Below are 15,282 nucleotides of genomic sequence, written 5' to 3' on the forward strand. Positions count from 1 at the left end.
TTATTTCTCCGTATCCACAAGGCCTTTGACGAATGCTTTTTGCATCCCGATAACAACGATGACAGGGGGCAGCATTGCGATAATGGTGGTGGCCATAATTTTGTTCCATTCGATGACGCCATCTACGACACCAAGCATCTGTTTAATGCCCATAACGATGGTGTAGTAGCTAGTGTCAGTGGTGATCAGTAAAGGCCATAGATACTGATTCCAACCATAAATAAAGGTGATAACAAATAGAGCGGCGATATTGGTTCGTGATAACGGAAGCAAGATATCAAAGAAGAATTTCATTGGGCCTGCGCCATCAATTCGAGCAGCTTCAACTAGCTCTTTTGGCACCGTTAAAAAGAACTGTCTGAACAAGAACGTAGCGGTTGCGCTGGCAATCAGCGGTATGGTTAAGCCGTAATATGAGTTCAACATATTCAGGTTAGTGATAACCTCAAATGTTGGCATGATGCGTACTTCAACCGGCAACATTAGGGTAAAAAATATCATCCAAAAAGCCAGCATTCGACCTGGGAAGTCAAAGAACACTACCGCATACGCCGACAAGATGGAGATGGTTAATTTACCGATGGTAATGCACATCGCCATAATGAAGGAGTTCATCAACATATGAGCAATTGGCAACGCGTTATTGTTATGAGTGGCATCACCAAACAGCAATTCTTTAAATACACTAAATCCAAGATCGCCAAACCAAAGTGGGGTGCCGGTGGCAAACGCAGAATTCTCGTGAGTGGTAGCAACCAAGGCTATCCAAACAGGAAGAGCAATAGAGACAATGCCAAAGATTAATATCAGGTGGCACATCAGTTTAAATAGGGGGCGTCTTTCTACCATTAGTAAGCGACCTTCTTTTCTACATACTTAAATTGGATCACAGTGAGCAGCGCCACTAAAACCATTAACACAACGGACTGAGCGGCAGATGAGCCAAGATCAAGACCGATGAAACCATCGTTATAAACTTTGTAAACCAGAGTTGAAGTGCTATTGCTCGGCCCACCTTGGGTCATGGCATGGATCACCGCAAAAGTATCAAAGAAGGCATACACAAAGTTCACGACTAATAAGAAGAAACTGGTTGGTGAGATCAGCGGGAAGCTAATGGTCAAAAAACGTTTAATCGGGCCACTACCATCAATAGCTGCCGCTTCATGCAGAGACTTAGGGACAGATTGCAATGCGGCTAGAAAAAACAAAAAGTTATAACTGATTTGTTTCCACGTAGAGGTAATGACAACCATCCACATTGCGTGAGTACCATTTAATGTTGGGTTCCAGTCTACGCCAAAGAAATTGAGTAACTCAGTGGCCGCGCCAATAGTTGGATCAAAGAGAAATAACCACAGCGAACCCGCCACAACAGGGGCTACCGCGTATGGCCAAATCAAAAAGGTACGATAAAAGGTGGCGCCGCGGATGATTTGTTCTGCGAATGCCGCTAAAACTAAAGCACAAACTAACGCAAGTACCGCAACACTGACGCTGAACTGAATCGTGGTTAAAAAAGAGCTTAGATAGAGCTTATCGACAAATAAATTCAAGAAGTTTTCCAATCCTACGAACTCACGAGAGAGGCCAAAAGCATCTTCTAGTTGAGTCGATTGGAAAACTGCCTGACCTGCGGGCCAGATAAAGAATACAAGGGTGATAATTAATTGCGGCGCAATAAGGGCAATAGGAAGCCACTTGTTTTTAAATACAACTTGTGAAGACATAAATAGTTCCAATGAACGCCATCTGACAGGGTTAGCGGCAAGCTAATTGCAAATGCCAGACAAATGCCAGATGGCGAATTTTGTTATTTTTGCGTGCGTTCAAAGCGACGAAGTTGTTGGTCACCACGCTCAACAGCAGTGTTTAGTGCTGTTTTTGCTGACTTACGACCAGCCCAAACTGCTTCTAGCTCTTCATTGATGATGTCGCGTGTTTGCAGGAAGTTACCAAAACGAATGCCTTTTGAGTTTTCCGTTGGCGCAGTTGCAGTCATCTGCACAACGGCTGTATCAGTTCCTGGGTTAGCTTGGTAGAAGCCTTCTTTCTTAGTCAAGTCGTAGGCATCTTGAGTGATTGGTAGGTAACCCGTCGCTTTGTGCCACTCAGATTGAACTTGTGCACTAGACAGGTAAGTAAAGAACTCTGCTACGCCTTTGTATTCTTCACTTGAGTGTCCACGAAGAACCCATAAAGAAGCACCGCCAATGATGGTGTTTTGTGGCTTAGCAATTAGGCTATCTTCATAAGGAAGTTGAGCAACACCGACATCAATGCCTTTCATGTTCTCTTGAATGCCTGCAAGACCCGCTGAAGAGCCCATTGTCATTGCACATTCGCCTGTGTAGAAAAGAGGCATTCCGTCTGATTGACGACCGCCATATTTAAATACGCCATCTTTAGCCCATTTCGCCATTTGGTCGATGTGCTTTACAAATGGTTCTGAGTTAAAGGTGTACTCAGTGTCAAAACCGCCAAAGCCGTTTTGTTTGGTTGCGACAGGAATGTTGTTACGTGCTGCAAAGTTTTCGATTTGAACCCAAGACTGCCAAGTGGTAGTAAAGCCACACTGAGCACCAGACTTCATTAGTTTAAGAGAAACTTCTTCCATCTCTTTCCAAGTCTTTGGTGCTTCTTTGATGCCCGCTTTTGCGAACATATCTTGGTTGTAGTACAGCACTGGGGTTGAGCTGTTAAATGGCATAGAGACCATTTTGCCATCATTGGTTGTGTAGTAACCGGTTACCGCCGGAAGGTAGTCACTTGAGTTGAATTTCTCTTTAGTGTCTTCCATTAGTTGGTAAACAGGGTAGATAGCTTGCTCTGCACCCATCATGGTAGCAGTGCCGACTTCAAATACTTGCACAATGGCTGGTTGCTCTTTGGCGCGGAAAGCGGCAATAGCACTGGTCATTGTTTCTGCGTAGCTACCCTTGAAAACAGGCTTGATCTCATACTCAGACTGGCTTGCATTGAAGTCAGTGGCAATTTCATTCACTTTCTCACCAAGAGCGCCACCCATTGCGTGCCACCATTCAACTTCCGTTTTTGCATGAGCTTGTGCACTCAGTAGTGCGGTTGCTAGTACAGCGCCAGTAAAGCGTGTCATCGACATAATTGTTCCCTTTTAAACTTGAGTAATCAAAATGGAAAATGAAAGTGAGTCTGAATATCTGTCAGCGTTGTTGTGTATTCAGATTCGTTTCTGTTCAAGTGAAAGTTAGCGGAGATAAATGACGTTTCGATTACAGATAAATGAACTTAATTGAATGTTCATATTTAAAATATGCGCCATAAATTTGTCATAATTGACTGACATGATTCATGTGAATTTTAATCATTAAAGCATGACGGAAATGCCTCTTATGTGTAAAACAATCGCTCATCGTGGCCTTTCAAGCCAAGCCCCAGAAAATACATTATCTGCATTTAAACTTGCTGTAGAGAAGGGCAGTCGTTGGATTGAAATTGATGTGCAGCTTTCGCGTGATGGGGTACCGGTTGTTATCCATGATGAAACGGTTAACCGATGCACAAATGGTCGGGGTTTGATTAGAGAAATGACGTTATCGCAACTAAAAGTGCTTGATGCAGGGCTTTGGTTTGGTGATAAATTTCAAAATGAACCGATACCCACATTATTGGAAACATTACAGTTTATTCAACAAGCCAATGTGAGCTTAAACATTGAGCTTAAAATCTACCCTGATGACGATATTGCGTTGTTATGTAGCCAAGTTGCCAAGATAATTGAGGCATCGGGTATCGCTGAAAATCAGCTGTTATTTTCGAGTTTTGAAACCAGTGCACTGGCATTGATGCAAGCGCGACTACCTGAGATTCGTCGTGGTCAGCTTTGGCATAAAATTCCCCGTAACGCTTTGTCTGTTTTACAGGCGCTGGATGCTTATAGTGTGCACTGTGACTATCGCTTCCTGACGCAGAATCTCGCTCAAGAAGTGAAAAAAGGTCACTATCAACTTTATTGTTATACGCCTAATTTCCCAGAGTTGGTCGAACAGCACTGGCTTTGGGGAGTAGACATGATGATTACGGATATTCCGCAAGCTTATACCGCACTGCAAACAGCCTAGTTATGCGAAATTTAAGCGTGCGACAACAGCAAATTATTGATCTTATTTCTAGGCAGGAATATTGCACAATTGAAGCGCTTTCTGAGTTATTTAGCGTAACTACTCAAACTATCCGCCGAGATATTAATAAGCTGTGTAATCTGCGATTAGCACAGCGTCATCATGGCGGTGTGAGCCTGCCACCTACATTAGTGAATCGAAGTTATGTGTCGAGAAGTCATACTAATCAAGATGATAAACGCGCTATTGCGCAAAGTGTGGTTGAGCAGATCCCTGACGGGTGTACCTTATTTCTGGGGATTGGCACTACTATTGCGTTAATTGCTGAGCTTTTGGTTAATCATACGCAGCTTCGAGTCGTCACTAATAACTTTCAGGCCGCGCATATCTTATCTCAATATGAACAAATAGAGATTTGGATTGCTGGTGGAAAATTAAGAACCAATGATGGTGATATTACTGGTGAGGGTGTCAGTACCTTTTTTAGTAAATTTAGTGCTGATATTGGCATTGTTGGCTGCGCAGCGGTTTCTCAAGTCAGTGAATCTAATCCGTTAGATCTGCTGAGTAACGAGCATCAACATAAGCCAATAATTGAATGTGCAATGGAGCATGAGCTGCAAGAAGCCGAAGTTAGCCAAAATATTTTAATAGGATCGCGGCAAAAATGGCTGGTGGCTAATCCAACGAAGTGGCATAGAAAAGCGAATGCTAAAGTGGCTAACCTTTGTCAGTTTGATCAAGTATTTAGTGGTCAGAACTGACTTTCATTCTGTTATAAGTCATTGATATAACGGTCGAATATGTCGACCGTTTTTTATTTTACCTCTTTCTTTTTATCCTCTTGTTTGTCCTTACTTTATCTATTTTTTCGATAACAATTGCATGCTGTCTTAATGGTCAATTGTGACTTTCCTCACTCGAATATGTTTTTTTTGAAAAAAGAGTGTAACTAAATGTCAGAATCATTTACATTACGTGAATAGGAATGATTATCAGTGGCATTATTAAATACAAGTAAAGGGATTTACATAGATATGAGACAGAACATTGTTTTTTCAGCCGTCGCTTCATTGGTGCTATTTAGCAGCCAATCTTTAGCTAAAGAAGTTACCGAGCAACAAGTGGTATCGCATTATGCTGATATTGCACACTCAGTTTATTTTGATGCACTGACTACAGCGCAAACATTAAATAAAAGTATCGATGCTTTTGTTGCAGCGCCGTCAGAAGCGGGTTTTGCGCAATTAAAGCAGGCTTGGCTGAATGCACGAGTACCCTATCAGCAGTCAGAAGTATTTCGTTTTGGTAACCCAGTTGTTGATGATTGGGAAGGGCAGTTAAATGCATGGCCACTCGATGAAGGCTTAATTGACTATGTTGCCGCTGGATACCAATTTGAAATGGGTAATCAAGGCGCAACAGCCAATATTGTTGCAAACACTGAGCTTGTGATTGGCAATACAACACTAGATACCAACAAAATCACACCTGAGCTTATTGCGAGTTTGAATGAGCTAGGCGGTTCAGAAGCCAATGTTGCATCCGGCTATCATGCTATTGAGTTCTTGTTGTGGGGACAAGATCTCAATGGTACTGACAGCGGTGCGGGTGAGCGTAAATATACCGATTATATTGTGGGTGAAGGCTGTACAAATGGTCACTGTGATCGTCGCGGTGAATATCTACAAGCGACGGCCGATCTATTGGTGAGCGACCTTGAGTGGATGGAGAAGCAATGGTCTGCTGATGTAAAAGATAACTACCGCCAAACCTTGCTTGCGGAACCATCAGATAACGGTTTGCGCAGAATGTTGTTTGGAATGGGTTCGCTATCTTTGGGTGAACTGGCCGGAGAGAGAATGAAGGTCGCACTTGAAGCAGGTTCAACAGAAGATGAGCATGATTGTTTTTCAGATAACACTCATAACTCGCATTTCTACAATGAGCTGGGTATTTACAATGTATATACTGGCACTTATACCCGCACAGATGGCAGCAAGGTAACTGGGCCTAGCATCGCTCATCTTGTTGCACAAAAAGATGAACAATCAGCGAAGCAAATCCAACAACAGTTTGATGCGACTATCGCTCAAGTGGGTCAGCTAGTCGATTCTGCAACGCAAAAAGATCAACACTTTGACCAATTGATTGCGGCTAATAATAAGCAAGGGCAACAGCTAGTCGAAGATACGATTCAATCTTTGGTGAAACAAACTCAAGCCATTGAGAAAAGTGCCAACATTTTAGGCATTACGAGCCTAAACCCTGATACCGCGGATCATCATTTTTAACTTATAAAATTGACGTTCTAAGTTGATGATTTAAAGAGGCGATAAGCGCCTCTTTTGTCAGTTATATAAATTAATGATAATGGACTATCATGCTTACAATTTTTCGTAATATTTCCGCTCTATTTTTTGTTGTTTGCTCTTTGATGAGTAACGCCGTTTTCGCTTATGAAGTGAAATCTGGCGGTGATACCACGGTCAAAAAAGAAGGGCCAAATGCCTTTTCTCTACCAGCGGCTAATCTGCCTATTTCAAAACGATTGGATTTTAGTGTCGGTAATAGCTTTTTTAAAAATCCTTGGGTTCAAGCTCCTGCCACCACCGATGCTCGCGATGGTTTAGGGCCATTATTTAACACTAATGGCTGTCAAAACTGTCATATAAAAGATGGGCGAGGTCATCCACCAGAGGCCAACGATACTCATGCGGTCTCTTTGCTTGTTCGAATGAGCATTCCTGCCGTCACTCAACAGCAAAAGCAGCAGTTGATTAGATCTGGCGTCATACCTGAGCCGAACTACGGCGGTCAACTGCAAGACTTTGCCCTTCCTGATCAAGACGCGGAAGGCAAAATTAATATTCGTTATCAAACGGTACCGGTGACTTTCTCTGATGGCACAGTAGTGAATTTAAGAAAACCAATACTCTCTTTAAGTCATTTGAATTATGGCGATTTAGCACCAAATACGATGCTGTCGGCGCGTGTTGCTCCGCCAATGATTGGCTTGGGTTTACTGGAAAGTATCCCCGAGCAAACGATTCTTGAATGGCAAGATATTGACGACAGCAATGGTGACGGGATCTCGGGCAAAGCCAATCAGGTTTGGAGTGTGGCTGAGAATAAAACAGTGCTCGGTCGTTTTGGTTGGAAAGCGGGGCAACCAACGTTAATGCAGCAAAATGCAGCTGCATTTAACGGTGATCTTGGTCTGACTAGCCGATTATTTGCTAATGAAAACTGCAGCCAATCTCAAGCTCTTTGTACCGAACTACCTAACGGTGGTGAGTTTGAAGTCAGTGATAATATTTTAGATTTTGTCGAGTTTTATTCGCAGCACCTTGCGGTTCCTACGCGTCGAAATACACAAGATAAACAAGTACAGCTTGGCGAGAAAGTCTTTGCTAACGCCGGTTGTGATAGTTGTCATAAGCCAAGTGTTACCACTGCTGTGCGTTCGGAACGCCCTGCATTATCAAAGCAAGTGATTAGTCCATATACCGATATGCTGTTGCATGATATGGGGGAAGGGCTTGCCGACAATAGACCTGAATTTATTGCCAATGGACAAGAATGGCGCACCGCACCTTTGTGGGGGCTGGGCTACACCAAAGAAGTTAATGGACACACGTACTTTTTGCATGATGGTCGCGCAAGAAATGCTTTAGAAGCGGTATTGTGGCACGGCGGGGAAGCCAAATCAGCGCAGCAATATGTATTGAATTTAGACAAAGAAAATCGCGATGCTTTAGTGGCATTTTTGAATTCGTTGTAATGCTAATTACTACGATAGATATCATGCATTTAAAGGGAATAAAATGAAACGATGGTCACGGTGGGGATTGGCTTTTGTATTGCCAGTAGTAAGCGGTTGTCAGGCTATGTCGTCTTCTATAAATCCTGTAATAACGAGCCCTGTAATCGCGTCAAAGAACGCCGTCTATCACATTCAAAAACAGTCTTCAGTGACTTTTTTGCAGCGTACTCAAGTGTTATCTGATGCTATCGCTGATTATTGCGCTTTGCAGGAAAACAACACTTCTGATGTCGCTCAATCAGAAGAAAGGCGATCAGAAGTAGAAAAGCAGTTAAAAATAGATAAACGAGCATCTTTAGAGAAAAAATGGTCTGCAACAATGGCATCATGGATGGCCCTGCAAGGGCAAGAGCGAGGACCGCAGCAAGCGTTAGATCAGAGTTGGAATATTCAGTTTTGGCCAGATAAGAAAAATACTCTAGGGCGAAAAATGCAGGCGTTATTGAGCGAGCCAAAGGCTTGGAGTGCGCAAGATATTTCCGAGCAAAGTGTTACAGTGCAGGGGCTTGGCGCAATAGAGTGGCTTGTTTATGATCAAAGTTCAGACTTTTCGTCTAATCATGATACTTGTCAAACTGCGATCTCGATAGGCGAAAACTTAGTCAACAACGCCTCATCGATTGAGCAAGCTTGGCAAGAAAATCCATGGACAGATTTAAGCGAGCAGGCTTGGGTATCAGAATATGTTTCTCTAATGTCCAATCAGCTCGATTATACAATGAAAAAACTGAGCAGACCGCTGGCTAAGATAGGGCACCCTAAGCCTTATTTTGCAGAGTCTTGGCGAGCAAAACAGTCTTTGAGTAACATTCAATACAATGTGCTTGCGCTACAAGAGATCTATTTTGCTGATGGTACAGGCTTAGATCACTTATTAAGAAGCCAAGGTAAGTATCAGTTAGCGGATAATATGAGTAAGCAATTTACCAATATATTGTCTGCTTGGCCCGAGCAAAGTAGCCTATTTGATGCGCTGCAAAGTCGTGAAGGTTATTCGATGACGCTGGCTCAGTATAATAAGTTAGAGTATTTGAAATACTTATTAGATGAAAACGTCGCGTTAGAGTTGGGTATTGTGATTGGGTTTAATGCAACCGATGGCGATTGATAGTTCACGCCGCACTTTACTTAAAGGTTTAGCCATCTCTATTAGCGCTCCGGCTTTTGTGGGAGGGTGCGCTACTTTAGGTGGCGATAGTCGTCCTACCTTTGCCGGTTGTGCGACTAGAAATAAAAATCAGTATCTTGCAGTTATTGCAAATCAATATGGACAGCCCATTCACCAGATCCCTCTAGCAGATAGAGGGCATGGGGTAGCGGTTAATTCTGCGCTTGAGCATTTGGTGGTGTTCTCTCGCCGTCCGGGGCACTTCTTCCAAGTCTGTGATTATCAAAGTGGTGAGATTGTTCAGGTCAAACTCGCATCCAGTCAGCGCTACTTCTATGGTCATGGCTGCTATTCATTAGATCATCGCTGGCTGTATGTGAGCGAATGTGAGCAAGGCAGTAGCCAAGGTATTATTGGTGTTTATGACAGTGCTTATCAATATCAAAAAGTGGCTGAATTGCGTAATTTTGGCATTGGTCCTCATGAAATTACCGCATTGGATAATGGCGGGTTGGCGGTGGCCGTTGGCGGGATCCATACTGACGGGCGATCTCAACTTAACTTACACACAATGCAGCCTTCTTTGAGTTATCTTAATGAGCAAGGAAGGCTTATTGAGCAGGTTTTCTTAGCCGATCATCAATTGAGTATTCGTCATATTAGTGCTGGTACAGGCAGTGAAACTGATCAAGTATTTTGTGGATTACAAAATAAAGGGGATAAAGATGAATTTCCGCCGCTTGTATTTAAACATACTCAGGGTGATAAAAAAATGCAGCCTCTTGGGGCGAAGCCTGAGCAATGGGCAAGGTTTGATAACTACATTGGCAGTATTGCGGCTACTGATAAATGGGTGATTGCGACATCACCTAGAGGAAATTGTTATGGAATTTGGGCGCAAAATAGTGGTGAGCTATTAGAAATATCGAGCTTAGCCGATGCTTGTGGCGTCACTTCGTTTGATGATGGTTTTGCCATGAGTTCGGGTTCCGGCGCTGTCCTTGTCAGTGACGCAAATCACAGTGATAAAAGTGAATTAAATCATTTCATTACACCAATTATTTGGGATAACCATTGGAGTGTAATTTAAGTATTTACGCTCTGTGACAAGCATTGCTACCACCATGATTTTTTCAGTACTAACACACAACTCTAAAATTAAAGATGAACACCTAGAACCTGTCTGGTCATCTTTATGATAAAAAAACGCCTTAAAATGGATTTTCGCACTTTTATTCTTTTAATTGGAATACTGATTCATTAATGAGTTGGTGTTTAGTGTATTAAGAATAAATATCGAGAACTGAAAATAAGGAATTCTGTGAATATAAATAACACCGTTAAAGTTGCTATTTTAACTGGTTTTGTGACTTGCTCTGTTAATGCAAAAACAATCCATAATGAGAACATGATTCAACTTGGTGTTGGCCTTGGTCAATCCACTTATACCGATAGCTTCGCTATGAATGTTTATGCACAAAGAAGCATCAAGGGTCAGATTGGATGGCGCGGGCAATTTGGCTTTGCTGGTGGCGTAAAAGGCACCCAAAGTGCTAGTGATGTTATGAGCAATCCTAATGGCGCATCTCAGCGTACACCGAGCAATGATATTGACGGTGTTTTTAGCGTCTCCCTTGCCCCCACTTATACATTAAATATTTCTCATCCTATTAGTGTGTGGGTTGGCCCTGAATATGCTTGTGCCAAAGGTTATGAATCGTATCATTCTGATGGTTCAATGGGAGATTACTATATGGAGGGGGATAGCCACTCTATATGGGGTATTGCTGCTGGCATTAATGCAACTACCACCAAAGGTTGGAATTTAGGGTTAGCCTATTCATCAACAACAAAAGGCGTATTTAGTGATATTGGTATGACATTTTAGGGGAATATTCGCGATATCCTGTTCGTCTTTGTTAGAAACTTAAAATATAAGATGCAACAAATAGTACTCATTATTTGTCACTCCTCTTACACAGAACTGCTAAATTTGACTGTAATAGAAGATTAAGTCGCCCCTGGAGATAACATGAAGACAGTTTCTGTAGTGATCCCTTGTTTTAATGAAAGTGAGGTTATAGATGCTACGGTGGATGAACTCATTTCAGTCACTAATGATATTGCAAATTACGCATTTGAATTGATTTTCATCAACGATGGTAGCTCTGATGATACAGAGACCAAGCTATTAGCTCATAGTAAGCACTATTCTAATGTGCGAGTTTTGTCTTTTTCTCGAAATTTTGGGCATCAACAAGCCGTTAGTGCTGGTTTAGACGCCAGCACTGGTGATGCGGTTGTATTAATTGACGCAGACCTACAAGATCCTCCCGCAGTTATTAAAGATATGATTGTGAAGTGGGAGCAGGGTTATGATGTGGTATATGGCACACGCTCTAGCCGAGAAGGTGAGTCATGGTTTAAAAAGGTGACAGCAAAGAGTTTTTATCGCCTGTTAAACTACTTATCGGAAGTGGAAATCCCTCTAGATACGGGTGATTTTCGTTTAATGGATCGCCAAGTTGTTAACCATCTAATTGCAATGCCAGAAAAATCTCGCTTTATTCGCGGCATGGTCAGCTGGATTGGCTTTAACCAAACTGCGATTGAATATGAGCGTTCTGCTCGTTTTGCCGGTGAGTCTAAATACCCTTTAACTAAAATGATTAAATTTGGCTTAGATGGCATTTTATCGTTTTCAGTAAAACCATTAAAACTGTCGATTATGATGGGTTTTGCCTGTTCAGGCGTGGCCATGTTAATGCTGATCTACTCTTTCTATATTCGCTTAATGACGGATCACTGGGAATCAGGTTGGACGTCATTACTGGTGTCTATTCTATTTATTGGTGGTGTGCAGCTTATCTCAATTGGTATTTTGGGCGAATACATCGCTCGAATTTATAACGAATCTAAAGACAGACCGCTATACATTATCAAAGAGAGCCGAAAAACAGATGATGAATAAATCTGTTCAGAAATTAACGAGCTTAATTTCAGCTAACGCCCAACAAAAGGGGCGTTTTGTTTTTGTTGGCATTATAAATACGCTGACTGCTTATTTAGCTTTTGTGGCTATTCATGAATTTACTGGGCGATACATCGTATCGTCAGTGTTGTCTTATTTTGTCGGCATGATGGTGAGCTATGCGCTAAATCGCCGTTTTGTCTTTAAAAGTGAGCAACAAGGTGGGCAGTTAATTCCATTTTGCGTAGTAAATTTAAGCTCGCTGGCATGTTCTACCGGAGCTCTATTTTTATTGGTTCATTTCGGTGGTTTGCACGTTTATATTGCGCAAGTGTTAGCAATATTGGTTTCCATGACCATGAATTATATTGGCTATAAAAAAATCTTCGTCAATGGTGTTTCAATGCAAAAAGTTACGCAATATTTTTATAATGATAAAGGCTCGCTCGATCCTATATTGGTCATTCAATGGCTTTTATTGGTTGTTATAGCGGTTATCACGGTCTTGAATTTACGGCTTTCGATGTCGTCTAATATTGCGCATGACGCTTTGCCCTATATGGCAGGTTATAGCGAAAAATTCACGACAGAAGGGCGCTGGATTAACTTTGCGTTATATTGGCCTCTAAAATCACTTCCTGCTGCGCTGGCAAATAGTTTAAGTAACTTATTTTTATTTGTGTTTGCTTATAAAGTGATTATGGGCGTAAAAAAAGACACATGGCTTGCGTTAGTGTTGGCTTTGGTTGTGCTGAATATTCCTAATTTTACCATGCTACTTAAATGGCCAATGACATTATTGCCAGGCTGTTTTATGTTGGCATTGTTTGCTTGCATTCGTAAGTATCTGCATCCCTATACATTATTAATTGCTGCTGGTGTTTTGCTGTTTGCGACTTATCCGGCATTTTATTTTTTAATCCCTTTGCTGTTTTTATCTACGTTAAGACAAGCAAGTTATCTCGATATTGTTAAGTTTCTCTGCGTGTGGGTTTTAGGGTATGTATTAGGTTACGCCGTCGCAAATGGTTTTGTGTATTTGTATACTGCGCTATGCACTGACCATGCCACCTTTATTCACTTTGTGAGTTGGCGTCATGAAGCACCATCAAACAGTTTGTCCTCTCTTTTGACGAACATCGGTAAAAGTGCCGGTGACTTCACTCGCAATGTAAAATACCTCGCAACATTAAGTGCGTGGTTTTTTATACCTATTGCGGTAACCGCACTATGGGCATTGTTTAAGCATTTTAAATACACGGCAATGTTAATTATTGTTATCACGTCGCTGTACTTTAGCGTTGTACCACTTGGTGTAACGGTGCCCCTTCGCTCGGGAGTCACCTTGCCTATTGGTCTGATATTGCTACTGCCTTTGATTAAAGATAAAGGCTGGCGTCTATTACTTGTGGTGACTTTGCTTGTCCCTCTTGCCTATCAAACTCATGACTATAACTTTAAGTATGCACATAACCGAGATGTGATTGCTCAGCTTTTAGAGCAAAATGATGCGCAGAGCTATTTAAAACAGCCGCAATTGTTTGACAAGGTAGTAGTGAGTGTTGATGAAGAAAAGATGAGTGAATATATGCTCAATAAAACGCATTCACACTCATTTAAAAATGTCTCAAATTTGAAGTATCACTATATCCAACCTTATCTTTATCAATTTGGTTGGAAAGAGTCGGATATTGAAGTGATTAATAAGGCTCAAGACAGCGTTCAAGGTGTTAGTCGCGTTGAGAGAAAAGAGAGGATCTTGTATCTCAACATTGAGTAAAATCCATTAAAATAACAATGAATATAAGCCCCTATTAGTGAGTCTAATAGGGGCTTTGTGTTTTTATTCCTAGCTAAAGAAAAGGCTAAAGAAGGAGCTAAAGTGTTAGAGAAAGGTTCAAACCAATCGCGGCTTGAGTTTCATTAGCGTATGATCCTGCAATATCAAGGTGAACAACACCAAATGGGCTAAATCCAATACCGGCTGTTACGCTATCGTCTAAGTTACCTTCAAGATCATGTTCATAGCCTAAACGAAGCTGCGCCCAATCAAATAAGTTACCCTCGACGCCAGCTCGGACAAACTGTGTATCATCGGTTGATACGCTCGCAAATCGTGTTTGTTTATTGAGGTCAGCATCGGCTGCAAAGGTGAAGTATTGTAATTGATAGGCAATGCCTAAACCAATATGAGGCTCCACTTTATAGGTGTGGGTTTGGCCTAATACTTCGACGGTTTCAATATCCTGACTGATTAGATTTAGCGCGCTGAGCCCGACAGAAAGTTTACGCCATTGATACAAAAGCCCTAGGTCAATATTAAAGGTGTTGTCGGTTGTTGAGACATCATCATAATCACTAATATCGTAGTCGTTTAGTGTACTTTTTGAATAAAAGCTGTGTAATTGCTGGAACTTAGGTGAAACACCAACAGAAATGCTTTGCTCATCAAAAGTGAATTTCTTTGCAAGTGTGACGCCTACATCCACTACGCCGATGCCAACAATAGAAGCTGTAGAATCGTTGTAGGCTTGTTCAATTGAGGCCCAATCACTAGAGTCGATATGTGTCACATCAGCCATCGAGATAAGGTTGACGTAATTTTGACTAAATAACGCGACAGAGACTGCATCAAAAGGCAATGCAATTGCAAGCCCCGCGCTTGCTTCAACCGATACCGGTTTTGCATCAGCCAATGCATTTAAGGTATTAGCAAATTCATCGATATCGTCTTGTGAGCTCTGTTCATTTAGCTTATCAAAGCTATCGTGCAGATCGTTAATGTGTGAAAGAGTCTCATCCGAATCGACCGCTCTAGCTCCAACAGAAGGAAGCAACAGGCCAAAACTATCATCAGGCTGGCTATTTGCAAGAAGAGCAGGGTTGATAAAGCTTGCGGCTAAATAATTGCCAGAGGCAACACCTGTGCCTCCCATTCCTGTTGTACGACCATCGGCATAAAAATTATTGGCATGAGCAATATTAGAGCCAAGTAGCGCAACACTTAAACCAAGGGCAATCTTAGTCGGTAGATTGTTCATTTAAATCCCTTTTAAATAATACAAAGTTAGTAAAATTGTTTTGAAATAAAACTAGCGGTAAATTTTTATTAGGATGCTATATGAGAAACTTTATGTATACGATATCAATCATATACTTAGCGTTATAAATGCGATGAGTTGTAAGCAAGTATTGCAATAAGATGAGGGGGTGTATTTTTTGCAGTAATAATGTTGTCAGTGATACTGATTAAGCTGAATTTCTACGTGATGAAACG

Annotated in this window: 13 protein-coding genes; 9 read left to right on the plus strand and 4 right to left on the minus strand. The window is 41.7% G+C overall.

The features are described from left to right. From ugpE to ugpB, 3 genes are all read right to left on the minus strand, one after another. Window positions 1-849: a sn-glycerol-3-phosphate ABC transporter permease UgpE gene (gene ugpE, locus A9260_RS07070; protein ID WP_068697533.1), complete on the minus strand. Its 849-nt coding sequence runs from the start codon at window positions 847-849 to the stop codon at window positions 1-3. Further along, window positions 849-1,730, minus strand: a complete 882-nt coding sequence (gene ugpA / locus A9260_RS07075) for a sn-glycerol-3-phosphate ABC transporter permease UgpA (RefSeq protein ID WP_068697534.1) — start codon at window positions 1,728-1,730, stop codon at window positions 849-851. The genes ugpE and ugpA overlap by 1 nt, the downstream gene beginning before the upstream one ends. Before the next feature lie 83 nt (window positions 1,731-1,813). After that, window positions 1,814-3,121, minus strand: a complete 1,308-nt coding sequence (ugpB, locus tag A9260_RS07080) for a sn-glycerol-3-phosphate ABC transporter substrate-binding protein UgpB (RefSeq protein WP_068697536.1) — start codon at window positions 3,119-3,121, stop codon at window positions 1,814-1,816. 250 nt (window positions 3,122-3,371) lie between these two features. Here ugpB and A9260_RS07085 point away from each other — a divergent pair, with 250 nt between their 5' ends. The 9 genes from A9260_RS07085 to A9260_RS07125 all read left to right on the plus strand — a co-directional run bounded on the left by A9260_RS07085 (window position 3,372) and on the right by A9260_RS07125 (window position 13,785). Next, window positions 3,372-4,100 (plus strand): glycerophosphoryl diester phosphodiesterase, encoded by a 729-nt coding sequence (locus tag A9260_RS07085; RefSeq protein WP_156684012.1) that lies wholly within the window; start codon window positions 3,372-3,374, stop codon window positions 4,098-4,100. 2 nt (window positions 4,101-4,102) lie between these two features. Beyond that, entirely contained in the window at window positions 4,103-4,864 is a 762-nt protein-coding gene (locus A9260_RS07090) for a DeoR/GlpR family DNA-binding transcription regulator (protein ID WP_068697538.1), read from the plus strand. A gap of 273 nt (window positions 4,865-5,137) precedes the next feature. Further along, window positions 5,138-6,394, plus strand: a complete 1,257-nt coding sequence (locus tag A9260_RS07095; RefSeq protein WP_156684013.1) for an imelysin family protein — start codon at window positions 5,138-5,140, stop codon at window positions 6,392-6,394. A 143-nt stretch (window positions 6,395-6,537) separates the two neighbouring features. Further along, window positions 6,538-7,884, plus strand: a complete 1,347-nt coding sequence (locus A9260_RS07100) for a di-heme oxidoreductase family protein (protein WP_231892585.1) — start codon at window positions 6,538-6,540, stop codon at window positions 7,882-7,884. Between the two features lie 43 nt (window positions 7,885-7,927). Beyond that, window positions 7,928-9,034, plus strand: a complete 1,107-nt coding sequence (locus tag A9260_RS07105; RefSeq protein WP_068697542.1) for an imelysin family protein — start codon at window positions 7,928-7,930, stop codon at window positions 9,032-9,034. Beyond that, window positions 9,015-10,124 carry a DUF1513 domain-containing protein gene (locus tag A9260_RS07110; protein ID WP_068697543.1) on the plus strand — a complete coding sequence of 370 codons (1,110 nt, stop codon included), beginning with the start codon at window positions 9,015-9,017 and terminating at the stop codon, window positions 10,122-10,124. Before A9260_RS07105 ends, A9260_RS07110 begins: the two co-directional genes overlap by 20 nt. A 231-nt stretch (window positions 10,125-10,355) precedes the next feature. Next, entirely contained in the window at window positions 10,356-10,922 is a 567-nt protein-coding gene (locus tag A9260_RS07115) for a hypothetical protein (RefSeq protein ID WP_068697544.1), read from the plus strand. Between the two features lie 144 nt (window positions 10,923-11,066). Further along, on the plus strand, window positions 11,067-12,005 hold the full coding sequence (locus tag A9260_RS07120) for a glycosyltransferase family 2 protein (RefSeq protein ID WP_068697545.1): 939 nt from the start codon (window positions 11,067-11,069) through the stop codon (window positions 12,003-12,005). Further along, on the plus strand, window positions 11,995-13,785 hold the full coding sequence (locus tag A9260_RS07125) for a GtrA family protein (protein WP_068697547.1): 1,791 nt from the start codon (window positions 11,995-11,997) through the stop codon (window positions 13,783-13,785). Before A9260_RS07120 ends, A9260_RS07125 begins: the two co-directional genes overlap by 11 nt. A 97-nt stretch (window positions 13,786-13,882) precedes the next feature. On the opposite strand, the gene traF is transcribed toward A9260_RS07125, so the two are convergent. After that, window positions 13,883-15,046, minus strand: a complete 1,164-nt coding sequence (traF, locus tag A9260_RS07130) for a conjugal transfer protein TraF (RefSeq protein WP_068697549.1) — start codon at window positions 15,044-15,046, stop codon at window positions 13,883-13,885. Window positions 15,047-15,282: the final 236 nt, after the last annotated feature.

Source organism: Vibrio sp. UCD-FRSSP16_30 (assembly GCF_001676025.1).
In the GTDB taxonomy this organism is placed as follows: Bacteria; Pseudomonadota; Gammaproteobacteria; order Enterobacterales; family Vibrionaceae; genus Vibrio.

Bases quoted from the DNA above. Each gene is read 5' to 3' on its own strand.
- ugpE (WP_068697533.1), bottom strand. From the start codon at position 849: ATGGTAGAAAGACGCCCCCTATTTAAACTGATGTGCCACCTGATATTA.
- ugpA (WP_068697534.1), bottom strand. From the start codon at position 1,730: ATGTCTTCACAAGTTGTATTTAAAAACAAGTGGCTTCCTATTGCCCTT.
- ugpB (WP_068697536.1), bottom strand. From the start codon at position 3,121: ATGTCGATGACACGCTTTACTGGCGCTGTACTAGCAACCGCACTACTG.
- A9260_RS07085 (WP_156684012.1), top strand. From the start codon at position 3,372: ATGTGTAAAACAATCGCTCATCGTGGCCTTTCAAGCCAAGCCCCAGAA.
- A9260_RS07090 (WP_068697538.1), top strand. From the start codon at position 4,103: ATGCGAAATTTAAGCGTGCGACAACAGCAAATTATTGATCTTATTTCT.
- A9260_RS07095 (WP_156684013.1), top strand. From the start codon at position 5,138: ATGAGACAGAACATTGTTTTTTCAGCCGTCGCTTCATTGGTGCTATTT.
- A9260_RS07100 (WP_231892585.1), top strand. From the start codon at position 6,538: ATGAGTAACGCCGTTTTCGCTTATGAAGTGAAATCTGGCGGTGATACC.
- A9260_RS07105 (WP_068697542.1), top strand. From the start codon at position 7,928: ATGAAACGATGGTCACGGTGGGGATTGGCTTTTGTATTGCCAGTAGTA.
- A9260_RS07110 (WP_068697543.1), top strand. From the start codon at position 9,015: ATGCAACCGATGGCGATTGATAGTTCACGCCGCACTTTACTTAAAGGT.
- A9260_RS07120 (WP_068697545.1), top strand. From the start codon at position 11,067: ATGAAGACAGTTTCTGTAGTGATCCCTTGTTTTAATGAAAGTGAGGTT.
- A9260_RS07125 (WP_068697547.1), top strand. From the start codon at position 11,995: ATGATGAATAAATCTGTTCAGAAATTAACGAGCTTAATTTCAGCTAAC.
- traF (WP_068697549.1), bottom strand. From the start codon at position 15,046: ATGAACAATCTACCGACTAAGATTGCCCTTGGTTTAAGTGTTGCGCTA.